10 protein-coding genes are annotated in these 11,826 nt (G+C 62.5%); 5 read left to right on the top strand and 5 right to left on the bottom strand.

What is annotated here, in order from left to right:
* Nucleotides 1-36: 36 nt before the first annotated feature.
* On the bottom strand, nucleotides 37-630 hold the full coding sequence (locus CTT34_RS17300; RefSeq protein WP_159343520.1) for a nucleotidyltransferase family protein: 594 nt from the start codon (nucleotides 628-630) through the stop codon (nucleotides 37-39).
* A 5-nt stretch (nucleotides 631-635) separates the two neighbouring features.
* On the bottom strand, nucleotides 636-1,625 hold the full coding sequence (locus tag CTT34_RS17295; protein WP_159343519.1) for an XdhC family protein: 990 nt from the start codon (nucleotides 1,623-1,625) through the stop codon (nucleotides 636-638).
* Nucleotides 1,626-1,793: 168 nt separating this feature from the next.
* Between CTT34_RS17295 and CTT34_RS17290 the strand changes: the two genes are divergently transcribed.
* The 3 genes from CTT34_RS17290 to paoC are packed head-to-tail and all read left to right on the top strand — an operon-like array spanning nucleotide 1,794 to nucleotide 5,494.
* Complete coding sequence (locus CTT34_RS17290; protein WP_159343518.1) at nucleotides 1,794-2,360, top strand: 2Fe-2S iron-sulfur cluster-binding protein; 567 nt, start codon at nucleotides 1,794-1,796, stop codon at nucleotides 2,358-2,360.
* Nucleotides 2,357-3,307 carry an FAD binding domain-containing protein gene (locus CTT34_RS17285; RefSeq protein ID WP_159343517.1) on the top strand — a complete coding sequence of 317 codons (951 nt, stop codon included), beginning with the start codon at nucleotides 2,357-2,359 and terminating at the stop codon, nucleotides 3,305-3,307. Before CTT34_RS17290 ends, CTT34_RS17285 begins: the two co-directional genes overlap by 4 nt.
* Nucleotides 3,308-3,310: 3 nt before the next feature.
* The gene (gene paoC / locus CTT34_RS17280; protein ID WP_159343516.1) at nucleotides 3,311-5,494 is read left to right on the top strand and encodes an aldehyde oxidoreductase molybdenum-binding subunit PaoC; all 2,184 of its coding nucleotides are present in this window, start codon (nucleotides 3,311-3,313) and stop codon (nucleotides 5,492-5,494) included.
* A gap of 37 nt (nucleotides 5,495-5,531) precedes the next feature.
* Here the strand turns inward: paoC and CTT34_RS17275 are convergent, their stop codons facing one another.
* Both CTT34_RS17275 and CTT34_RS17270 read right to left on the bottom strand, forming a co-directional pair.
* Nucleotides 5,532-5,948, bottom strand: coding sequence for a PaaI family thioesterase (locus CTT34_RS17275; RefSeq protein ID WP_159343515.1), 417 nt, complete (start codon nucleotides 5,946-5,948; stop codon nucleotides 5,532-5,534).
* Nucleotides 5,949-6,243: 295 nt separating this feature from the next.
* The gene (locus CTT34_RS17270) at nucleotides 6,244-8,418 is read right to left on the bottom strand and encodes a malate synthase G (RefSeq protein WP_159343514.1); all 2,175 of its coding nucleotides are present in this window, start codon (nucleotides 8,416-8,418) and stop codon (nucleotides 6,244-6,246) included.
* A 219-nt stretch (nucleotides 8,419-8,637) separates the two neighbouring features.
* Here CTT34_RS17270 and CTT34_RS17265 point away from each other — a divergent pair, with 219 nt between their 5' ends.
* A complete protein-coding gene (locus CTT34_RS17265) occupies nucleotides 8,638-9,630 on the top strand; it encodes an alpha/beta hydrolase (protein ID WP_159343513.1) in 993 nt (330 codons plus the stop codon).
* The gene (locus tag CTT34_RS17260) at nucleotides 9,627-10,214 is read left to right on the top strand and encodes an NADPH-dependent FMN reductase (protein ID WP_159343512.1); all 588 of its coding nucleotides are present in this window, start codon (nucleotides 9,627-9,629) and stop codon (nucleotides 10,212-10,214) included. Before CTT34_RS17265 ends, CTT34_RS17260 begins: the two co-directional genes overlap by 4 nt.
* A 10-nt stretch (nucleotides 10,215-10,224) precedes the next feature.
* Here CTT34_RS17260 and CTT34_RS17255 read toward each other — a convergent pair whose 3' ends face one another.
* Nucleotides 10,225-11,733 carry a YifB family Mg chelatase-like AAA ATPase gene (locus CTT34_RS17255; protein WP_159343511.1) on the bottom strand — a complete coding sequence of 503 codons (1,509 nt, stop codon included), beginning with the start codon at nucleotides 11,731-11,733 and terminating at the stop codon, nucleotides 10,225-10,227.
* Nucleotides 11,734-11,826: the final 93 nt, after the last annotated feature.

Below are 11,826 nucleotides of genomic sequence, written 5' to 3'. Positions count from 1 at the left end.
AATCCTTTCTTTGATAATCGAAGTTGCGCTTAAACGCTAGAGGCTGGCGAGGGCGTCTGGCGTATCGATATCGAACAGAGTGCCCGCGTCGTCGACGTCATACGTACGGTAGTTGGATGGGTGGCGTTGAATCAGCGACTTAGCGCCCGTTTCCCCTCGTAAGTGCTCCAGTTCCGGCCAAAAAGCCCGGCCAAACAGCACCGGGTGGCCGGGCTGCCCGCCGTAGCGCGGCCGCCAGATGGTATCGCGGGTGGCCTGCTGCTGTAGTGCCCGCAGCGTCGCGGGGTGAATAAGCGGCATATCGCCTAGCAGTACCGCCACCGCCTCGCTGTCGTTCAGGCGGCAATCACCGCCTAGCGCCGCCACCGCTTCGGCCAAACTGGCGCCCAGCCCCAGGTGCGCTTGGCGCAGCCGAATCAGCGGTGTGCTGGCAGCCAAGCCAAGCCGAAACGCGTCGTCCTCCTCACGAATTGCGACCCTTACCTGGCTAAACGCCTGCTCGGTGCGCGCAACGGTGGTGGCCAATAGCGTTCGGCCATCGGCAAGAAGCTCCTGGCGCTTATCAGCCTCGCCATAGCGTCGCGAGTAGCCCGCTGCCATCACTAGCGCGACGACGTGGTTAGCACGCATGGCGATTAAAGCTCATCGACGGCTTTACCGTGCTGCACCCGTACGATATCCGCCATGACCGCCAGGGCGATCTCTGCCGGGGTTTTACTGCCCAGCGCCAGGCCAATGGGCATATGCAGGCGCTTCACCTGCGCTTGGGTGAGCCCGCCGGAGCGTATCAGCCGCTCTGCTCGGGCGGTGGAGGTGCGTTGAGAGCCCATCACGCCAATGTAGAACGCGGGGGTACGTACGGCTTCCATCATGGCCAAGTCATCGATGCGCGGGTCATGAGTGAGCGCCACCACTGCCGTCGCCCCATGGCAAGCGCCGGAGGCGATGTATTGGGACGGCAACTGAGCCTTGACCACCGCTCCGGGCACGGAGAACTGCGCACAGGCGGTGGCGTCCGGGTCGCAGACGATCACCTCGAACCCGAGCGTGACGGCAAAGGCCGCGCAAGGGGCGGTAATGGCGGAGATACCCGCAATAATTAACCGCCTGGCGGGGGCAACGCGCAGGTAGATGCGCTCGGATTCCCCCTGCACCTGCTCACGGTAAACTCGCGGGCCAAGCGAGGCATCCTCGTGAAAGCCAACGCGCCCGCTGGGGAGGTCGACATGGCGCACCAGCGGCTGATGGCCGTCTAGCGTCGCCAGCAGCGTAGTGAGATGCGCTTCGGTGGCTTGGGTGGCGGGCAGGCGCTCAATCAGTACTTCTAGGATACCGCCGCAGGGCAGCGTCACGTTAGCGCCTTGAACGTCGTCCGGGTCGCCGTAGCGGATGACCGTCACCGGGCGCTCAAACGCCCCCTCTTTGACGCGCTGGAGAAAGTCCTCCTCTACACAGCCCCCGGACAGCGAACCAATGGCCTCTCCTGCTTCGGTCACCGCCATCCAGGAGCCCGGCTCGCGAGGAGAGGAGCCAAAGGTAGCCAGCACCGTGCAGAGCCAAAAAGGGCGGCCCTGCTGGCACCACGCCAGGGCGTTTTCAATCACCTGTCGATCCAAGTGTTGCATCAATGTCGCGTCCTTTCGTGAGTCACCCTGCCCGCTTAGCGCGGGTCGTTGCGCTAAGCGTAGCGCAGCCGCTTGGTACGCGTCAGGTCGCTGCCGCCGATTTATGTCTATGCTGAAGGGGCGAGACCGTCGATACGCAACAGCAATGAGCAGGGAAGGCACCGATTTATGAACGCTTCAAATAGCGCTGAACAGCGCCGCGATCAGGCACCGCAAGAAGTGCCGCGCTCGACCGTGACGCTGGTGGTGAATGGCACCCAGCACACCTTAACGCTCGATAACCGCACCACGCTGCTGGATACCCTGCGGGAACATCTAGCGCTCACCGGCTCCAAAAAAGGCTGCGACCACGGCCAGTGCGGCGCCTGCACCGTGTCGGTGAATGGCGAACGCATCAACGCGTGTCTCACCCTGGCAGTGATGCACGAAGGTGACGAGATTACCACCATCGAAGGCCTGGGCACGGTAGAGCAGCTAGACCCTATGCAGCAGGCGTTCGTGGATAACGACGCCTTCCAATGCGGCTACTGCACGCCGGGGCAGATCTGTTCGGCCAACGCCGTATTGCAGGAGATCGCCGCCAATATTCCCAGCCATGTCACGGCGGATCTCACCGCGCCTATCGAGATCACCGATGCCGAGATTCGCGAGCGGATGTCGGGCAACCTCTGCCGCTGCGGCGCTTACGCCAACATCCTCAAGGCCATTACCCAGGTTGCCAAGGAGCGCGCATGAGAGCCTTTTCCTACGAGCGGGCGGCTAGCCCCGCCGAAGCAGCGGCCCGCGCGGCCAAGGTGCCGGGCGCTAAATTCATTGCTGGCGGCACCAACCTGCTGGATTTAATGAAGCACGAGATCGAAACCCCGCTGCACCTGATCGATGTGCGCGGCACGGGGTTGAACGCCATTACGGCTACGGAAGAAGGCGGCCTGCGGGTGGGGGCGATGGTCAGCAATAGCACCCTAGCGGCCGACCCACGCGTGCGCGAAGCCTATGGCGTGTTGAGCCGGGCGCTGGTGGCGGGGGCATCTGGCCAGCTGCGCAACAAAGCCACCACCGGCGGTAACCTGCTGCAGCGTACGCGCTGCCCCTACTTTTACGATACCGCCATGCCGTGCAATAAGCGCTCACCGGGCGCTGGCTGCGCGGCGCTGGGAAAAGGCGCGACCACTCGGCAGCTCGGCGTAATTGGTACCTCTGATGCGTGCATTGCCACGCACCCCTCCGATATGGCGGTGGCGCTACAAGCGCTGGATGCCCGCGTGGAAACCGTTACCCCCGAGGGCGAGACCCGCAGCCTGACGCTGGATGCGTTCTACCAGCTGCCCGGCGATACCCCCGAGGTGGAAAACACCCTGACCAAGGGTGAGATGATTACCGGGGTGGTGCTGCCCGCGCCGATGGAAGGGCGCCATGCCTACTTCAAGTTGCGCGATCGCTCTTCGTACGCCTTTGCGCTGGTCTCAGTGGCGCTGATTCACGCCCCGGACGGCACGGGACGCGTGGCGCTGGGCGGTATGGCCCCCCGGCCCTGGCGGCGCGATGCGGCGGATGCCGCGCTGCCCCAAGGCGCAGCCGCAGTGATGGCTGAGCTGCTGGATGGTGCCCGCCCGACTGAAGAGAACGCCTACAAGCTGACCCTGGCAGAGCGAACGCTCGCCGCGCTGCTGGCCGAGGAGTAACCGATGGATTTCAATCAATCGACCGACGATAACCTGTTTGACCGCGCCCGTATTGTCGGCAAGCCCCATGCGCGCATCGATGGCGCGCTCAAAGTGACCGGCCAAGCCCCCTACGCCTACGAGCGCCATGACGTAGCGGCCCACCAGCTGGTGGGCTACCCGCTATGTGCCACCATCGCCAAAGGGCGCATTACCCACATGGATGCCACAGCCGCCCGCGCCGCGCCTGGGGTGGCCGCGGTGGTCACCACCCTAGATATAGAACCGCTGGCGCAAGCCAAAAGCAACGTGGCACGCCTGTTTGGTGGCGATACCGTCGCCCACTACCATCAAGCCATTGCCGTGGTGGTGGCCGACACTTTAGAGCAGGCGCGAAGTGCCGCAGCGCTGATTGAAGTGCGCTACCAAGAAGAGCAAGGCGTGTTTGATTTAGACGCCGCCTGGGAGCAGCAAACACCCGACGAGCCGCTCTCTGATGTGGGCGATGTGGACGGAGCCTTTAAAAGCGCAGCGGTAACGCTGGATGAGGTCTACCGCACGGCCTCCCAAAGCCACGCGATGATGGAGCCTCACGCTTCCATCGTGGATTGGTCGGATGGCGGGCAAATGACGGTCTGGACCTCCAACCAGATGATAGCCTGGACCCGCAAAGCGCTGGCCACCACCTTTGCGATTGACCTCGAGACCATTCGGCTAGAGAGCCCCTACGTGGGCGGCGGTTTTGGCGGCAAGCTCTGGCTGCGGGCAGATACCGTGCTGGCCGCGCTCGGCTCTAGGGCTGCTGGGCGGCCGGTTAAGCTCGCACTACCGCGCCCGCTGGTGTTCAACAACGCCACCCACCGCTCCGGCACTGTGCAGCGCCTGCGTATTGCCGCCGATGCCGAGGGCAGGATTACCGCCTTTGACCACTCAGCGTTCTCCCATACGCTGCCCGGCGGCAGCGGCGAGAACCCGGTCAACCAAACCCGCGCCTTTTACGCCGGGGCAAGCCGCCGCGTGGCTCATACGGCTATCGAGATGGACCTGCCCGAGTCGGCGGATATGCGCGCCCCCGGCGAAGCCTCTGGCCTTGCCGCGTTGGAAATTGCCATGGACGAAATGGCCGAGAAGCTGGGCATGGACCCGGTGGAATTCCGCATCCTCAATGACACCCAAGTCGACCCGGAAGACCCCAGCAAACCGTTTAGCGACCGCCACTACGTAGAGTGCCTGCAAAAAGGGGCCGAGGCGTTTGGCTGGGAGGCGCGTAACCGCACCCCAGGCGGCCAGCGGGAAGGGCAGTGGCTGATCGGTCATGGCATGGCCGGGGCTTATCGCGGCGCGCCCACCATGGATTCCGGCGCTCGGGTGCGCTTGCAGGCTGGGCGCTTGGTTGTGGAAACCGATATGACCGATATCGGCACCGGCTCGTACACGATTATTGCTCAAACCGCTGCGGAAGCCATGGGGTTGGCGCTAGAGGACGTGGAGGTGCGGCTGGGCAACAGCGACTACCCGGTCTCGTCGGGTTCCGGCGGGCAGTTTGGTGCTGCCAGCGCCACCGCCGGTGTTTACGCGGCCTGCCTGAAGATACAAGAGGAGATTGCCCAGCGCCTTGGTATGAACTCGCCGCGGTTTGAACAGGGCCGGGTGATCGCAGGCACCACGGAGGTAGCGCTTGCGGAGGTGGCCGACGGGGAAGAGCTGGTCGCAGAAGACACCATGCACTTTGGCGACTTCAAAGACACGCTACAGATTGGTACCTTCGCCGCGCACTTTGTTGAAGTAGCCGTGCACGCCCATACCGGCGAAACCCGTGTGCGCCGTATGCTGGCGGTGTGCGACGCAGGGCGCATTCTCAACCCGGTCACGGCGCGCAGCCAAGTGATTGGGGGGATGACCATGGGCGTGGGCAGTGCCTTGATGGAGGGGCTCAACCCCGATGTGGAGCGCGGCTTTTTCGTCAACCACGACCTCGCCAGTTACGAGGTGGCGGTGCATGCGGACATTCCGGAGCAGGAGGTGATTTTTTTGGACACCACCGACGCCGCCTCGACGCCGCTCAAAGCCAAGGGCGTGGGGGAGCTGGGCATCTGTGGCGTGGCGGCGGCCGTGGCGAATGCGATCTATAACGCCACCGGCATCCGCGTACGGGACTACCCGATGACGCTGGATCGACTGATCGACCAGCTCCCCAAAGTGAGTTGAGCGCGTTAAGGCGTGAACGACCGCGCTGTTTGGCAGCTTAGGTGTTATCCGGCAGCGCATAGCTAGCGGTGACATGCACCACGGGGCGCGTGTCATCGCTGGCGGAAAAGATTTGCACTTCGCCCACCGCCAAGCGTCGGCCCAGCTTGATTAGCTTGGCGTGGGCGATGATATCGTGGTCACCGGAGGCTGCGCGTAAAAAGTGACAGTTTAAATCGCTGGTTACGGCCATCGCTTCGGGGCCTATTTGGGCCAGTATCGCCACGTACAGCGCTACATCCGCAAAGCCCATCATGGTGGGGCCGGAAACGCGGGGGCCAGGGCGCAGGTGCTCATGGCCAATGCTTAGGCGCATGGTGGCGCGCATCTCTCCAACGCTCACTATCTTGCCCATCCGCTGGGGAAAGACTTCATCTAAAAAGTGCTCAATCTGCTCGGCGGTCATCACGGTCATTGTTGTTATTCACTCTGACAGGCTGGGAATCTGCTGCCAGTAGGCCGCCGAGAGGGCGCTGTGAACCCGTCCCTGGGCGCTACTTATGCCACTGAACGCCATGGATGGCGGGAATGCCGTGATTGCAAGGAAGCGTTTCACGGCCCTGGCATAAGACCCTCTCGGCAACCTACTACCAGCGCATCAAATTGTCGCGTAGCTTGCTGTGTGTTTCTTTTACGTTAACGTAAGTCAGCATAAATAAAAAAACCCCAAGGCGCGAGCCTTGGGGCTGGGGGCTATTAAGCGATAGGGCTTACTTAGCCTTATGTACCTGACGCCATGCGTGCAGGAGCGGCTCGGTGTAGCCAGACGGCTGTACGCGGCCCTTGAACACCAGGTCAGAGGCAGCTTTGAACGCGGTAGAGCCTTCAAAGTCGGCGCTCATGGCGGTGTATGTGGGGTCGCCAGCGTTCTGCTCATCAACCACTTTCGCCATGCGCTTGAGGGTTTCCTCAACGCGGGGCGCATCGACGATGCCATGGTGCAGCCAGTTGGCAATGTGCTGGCTGGAGATACGCAGCGTGGCGCGGTCTTCCATCAGGCCGACGTTGTGAATGTCCGGCACTTTCGAGCAGCCGACGCCGTGTTCCACCCAGCGCACCACGTAACCCAGAATGCCCTGGCAGTTGTTATCCAGCTCTTGCTGAATCTCTTCCTCTGACCAGTTGGCGTTTTCCGCTACCGGCACGCTCAGCAGGTCGTCTAGGAAGTCCGGCTCGCCTTGGGCTTCCAGCTCGCGCTGAACGTCGGCCACGTTTACCTGATGGTAGTGCAGGGCGTGCAGGGCAGCAGCGGTGGGGGAAGGTACCCACGCAGTGTTGGCACCGGCTTTCGGGTGGCCAATCTTCTGCTCCAGCATGTTGTGCATCAGGTCTGGCATGGCCCACATGCCTTTACCAATCTGGGCGCGGCCGCGCAGGCCACAGGCCAACCCAACCTGCACGTTGTTTTTCTCGTAGGCAGTGATCCACGCGGCGCTCTTCATATCGCCTTTGCGAACCATCGGGCCTGCTTCCATGGCGGTGTGCATCTCATCGCCGGTACGATCCAGGAAGCCGGTGTTGATGAAGACTACGCGCGAGGTCGCTTCGGCAATACACGCTTTGAGGTTGACCGTGGTGCGACGCTCTTCGTCCATGATGCCCATTTTCAGGGTGTCACGGCTCATGCCCAGGATGTCTTCGACGCGGCCAAACAGCTCGTTGGCGAAGGCGACTTCTTTCGGGCCGTGCATCTTCGGCTTCACGATATACACCGAGCCTGCGCGGGAGTTACGCGGCTGGTCGGCGTCTTTCTTCAGGTCGTGCAGGGCCAGCAGCGAGGTGACCACCGCGTCCAGAATGCCTTCCGGCAGCTCGTTGCCGTTCTCGTCCAGCACCGCAGGCGTGGTCATCAGGTGGCCCACGTTGCGCACGAACATCAGCGAGCGGCCCGGCAGTGTGACGGTGTTGCCGTCAGTGGTTTGCCAAGTGCGGTCGGCGTGCAGCTTACGGGTGAAGGTTTTGCCGCCTTTTTCGATGTTCTCTTCCAGGTCGCCCTTCATCAGGCCGAGCCAGTTGCTGTACACACCGACTTTATCTTCAGAATCCACCGCCGCGACGGAGTCTTCGCAGTCCATGATGGCGGTCAGCGCGGCTTCAACCACGACGTCTTTGACGTGCGCCGGATCGGTCTTGCCGATGGGGTGGTTGGCATCGACCTGGATCTCCAGGTGCAGACCGTTGTTGGCCAGCAGAATCGATTCGGGAGCGGAGGCGTCGCCGTTAAAGCCAATCAGTTTGCCAGCGTCTTTCAGACCGGTTTCACGACCGCCTTCCAGGCTGACGACCAAGTGGCCGTCGCGGATGGCGTACTTCACCGCATCCCGGTGAGAACCAGTGGCCAGCGGGGCGGCACGGTCCAGCACGCCACGGGCGTAAGCGATGACTTTTTCGCCGCGTTTCGGGTTGAAGCTGGTGCCTTTTTCCGCGCCGTCCTCTTCGGAGATGGCGTCGGTGCCATACAGCGCGTCGTACAGGCTGCCCCAGCGGGCATTGGCAGCGTTCAGGGCGTAGCGGGCGTTGCTCACCGGTACCACCAACTGCGGGCCTGCTTGCGTGGCGACTTCGCGGTCAACATTGGCCGTGGTGGCTTTCACGCTATTCGGCGCGTCTACCAAATAGCCCGCTTCTTTCAGGAAGCTGCGGTAGGCGGGCATGTCGCTGACCGGGCCGGGGTTTTCACGGTGCCAAGCGTCCAGCTTCTCTTGCAGCGTGTCGCGCTCTTCGAGCAGCTGGCGGTTTTTCGGGGTCAAATCGTGAAACAGAGCATCGACACCGGCCCAGAAGGCGCTTTCGTCGACGCCGGTGCCCGGCAGAGCCTGCTCGTTGATGAAACGATCTAGGTCGGCTGCCACCTGTAAACGGTGACGCGTGATACGCTCGTTCATGGGGTTCTCCTGTGAAGGTGCCCGTGGTTGATTAGAGTGCCACGGTCAGGGTAAATGGTGATTTATGGAAAATACTTCCACACCTGTGCGGGCATGTAAACAGCGTAGACCCTAAAGCGGTAAAATGCTCGACCAAATGATAAGAGCGGGCGCCACCGCCGCTGTTATTTTGTGCTGTTACTCAGCCCATGGAAGTGTGGTGTTCACGGAGAGACGTTGATGCATAATTTCCAACACTTGGAAGGTCTGTTTCGGCAGGCGCAAGGTGAGACATCGCTCTCCCGTTTGACCCCGGGCGATGCGCTCACGGAAGCTGTGCATGACTACTTTCGCCACTACGGCTTAGAGGCGCTGCTCAACGACACCCGCGACGTGCACGCCGGGTTTATTGATACCGGTCGGTTCGCGCTGTGGTGCCAAGTGTGGAGCCCGCCTGCGCCCACCGGCACTGCCTTTGTTATTCATGGCTACTTTGACCACTTGGGCCTGTACCGCCATTTACTTAACTGCCTGCTGGCCAAAGGCTGGCGCGTGGTACTGTGGGATTTGCCTGGTCACGGGCTTTCCAGCGGCCCCCGGGCGGAAATTGAAGACTTCGACGACTACCAGCACTGCTTGGCGCACCTGCAAGAGACGCTGCAGACCCTCGGCATGGCACCGAAGCCGTGGCTGGGCGTGGGCCAAAGCACCGGCGCGGCGATTCTCGCCACCGATGCGCTCACCCGCCGCGACACGGCCGGCTGGGCAGGCATTGTGCTGCTGGCCCCGCTGGTACGCCCCTGGCGCTGGAGCCAGGCCAGCTGGCTGCATTTAATTGCCAGCCCCTTTGTTAAAGAGCTGCCGCGCAAGTATCGCCCCAACTCCACCGATGAGCAGTTCACCGCCTTTCTACGCGACCAGGACCCGCTACAGCCAGAACGCTTAAGCGTGGCCTGGATCACCGCCATGCGCCGCTGGATGCCGCGCCTATTGGCGCTTGCGCCCAACCCGCTGCCCACGCTCATTCTGCAAGGCGAGCAAGACCTGACCGTGGACTGGGAGTGGAACCTTGCCATTCTGGCGGAAAAATTCCCCAATGCGGAGATTCACCGTCACCCGGAAGCGCGCCACCACTTGGTGAACGAAGCCGAGCCGATTCGCCAAGTGCTGTTCGAAGCGCTCGACCACTTTGTCGACAACGTGCATGAAACCCCATCAAAGGAGAAGCCATGACCACCCCCACATCCCCAAAAGTCCTGGTGTTTGCGGGTAGCGCCCGGGAAGGTTCGCTCAATAAACGCCTCGCAAAATACGCCGCCCAGCGCATCGAGGCGTTAGGCGGCAAGGCCACGTTTATCGATTTAAAAGAGTATCCCTGTCCGCTGTTCGATGAAGATATCGAAGCGCAGGGGATGCCGGAGAACGTGCTGAAACTGCGTGAGATCTTGGCGGACCACCAGGCGCTAATGATCGCTTCGCCGGAGTACAACGGCTTTATCACGCCGCTGCTGAAAAATACCCTGGACTGGCTTTCGCGCCCCTACGGGGACACGCCGGGCTTGGGGCTCTTTGCCGGTAAGTGGGCGGCGCTCGTCGCCGCTTCCCCCGGTGGCTTGGGCGGCATTCGCGCGCTACCGCTGGGCCAGCAGTTACTGGCTAACTTGAGCCTCACCGTGCTGCCCCAGCCGCTGTCGCTCCCCAAAGCAGGCAGCGCTTTCAACGACAGCGGCGCGCTGCACGACGAGGCCACAGGCCACAAGCTGGATGCGCTGTGCCAACGCTTAGTCGACTCTCTCGCGGCGACACACGCCAAATGACGAAGGAGGCTTATGCCCCCTTCAACAGCCGATCCAACTGCCGGTAGCCGATGGCTTCGATAAAGTGCGGCTGGGAGGGTTTGGGCTCGCCCTGCAGGTCGGCCAGGGTGAGGGCAACGCGCAGCACGCGGTGGTAGGCGCGGGCGGAGAGCTTGAGCTTTTCCAGCACGCCTGCCAGCCAGGCGCGCTCTTCATCATTGAGGGCGCAGGCGGCTTCCAGCGCTTTACCGCTGAGCTGGCTGTTGAGCGCGCCCCGGGTCATTTGCCGCTCCCGAGCCGCCATCACCCGCTCGCGCACCGCGCTGGAGGGTTCGCCCTGGGTTTGTGCGGTGAGCTGCTCTGGTGGCAGCGCGGGCACTTCCACTTGCAGGTCAATACGATCCAACAGCGGGCCAGAGAGCCGTGCCTGATAGCGCTGAATTTGGCTGGCGCTGCACTGGCAGCGTTGGCGTGGGTCGCCCAGGTGCCCGCAGGGGCAAGGGTTCATCGCGGCAACGAGCTGAAATTGAGCAGGGTATCGGCGTTCATGGCTGGCGCGGGAGAGATGAATTTCCCCTGTTTCTAAAGGTTGCCGAAGGACCTCCAGTACGTTGCGGGAGAACTCCGGCAGCTCATCCAAAAACAGCACGCCGTGGTGCGCCAGTGAGATTTCACCCGGTTTGGGTTTTGAGCCGCCGCCGACCAGCGCGGCGGCGCTAGCGCTGTGGTGGGGTTGGCGGAAGGGCCGCTGGCCCCAGTCGGCTTCCAGCGCCAAGCCACATACCGAGCGCACCGCCGCCACCTGTAGCGCATCATCCTCTGACAGCGGCGGCAAAATGCCGGGTAAGCGGCTGGCGAGCATGGTTTTGCCGGTGCCGGGTGGTCCTGCGAGCAATAGGTTATGGCCCCCTGCAGCAGCGACTTCCAGCGCTCGGCGGGCCTGATGCTGGCCGCGCACGTCGGCTAAGTCCGCCATGGGGGCGGTGGATTTGACGGAGGCTGAGAGCTGGTGGGGCGGAATTTTCTCCTGGCCCAGCAAGTGGGCGACCACTTGCCAGAGAGAGTCGGCGGGCAGCACCGGTAAATCGCCTGCCAGAGCCGCTTCATCGGCGCAGGCTCGGGGCACAATCAGCGCTTTGTTGGCGCGCCGGGTGGCCAGCGCAAACGGCAATACGCCGGGTACCGCGCGCAGTTTGCCATCCAGGGCCAGTTCGCCCGCGCACTCCATACCTTCCAGCGCATCCACCGGGATTTGACCCGAGGCCGCGAGAATGCCCAGCGCAATGGGTAAATCAAAGCGGCCACCCTCTTTAGGCAGATCCGCCGGGGCGAGGTTGAGGGTAATGCGTTTAGTGTTGGGGAAATCAAAACCCGCGTTGATCAAGGCGCTGCGCACCCGTTCGCGGCTCTCTTTCACAGCGGTTTCCGGCAAGCCCACCAGGGTTAACCCCGGTAAACCGTTGGCTAAGTGAACCTCTACATGTACCGCCGGTGCTTCCAACCCCACGCCTGCCCGCGTGGCCACAATCGCTAGTGTCATAGCGCTCCCTCGCAACGTCTATCAATCGACTCACTCAGTTTAATGAGCTATCTCGTTGGCTAAGCCTACTTTATGTCAGGCCTTGTGCGCTAC

Source organism: Halomonas meridiana, from assembly GCF_009846525.1.
Lineage (GTDB): Bacteria > Pseudomonadota > Gammaproteobacteria > Pseudomonadales > Halomonadaceae > Vreelandella.
Note: the sequence above shows the minus strand (reverse complement) of the source record. Positions and strands in the feature narration are given on the sequence as shown.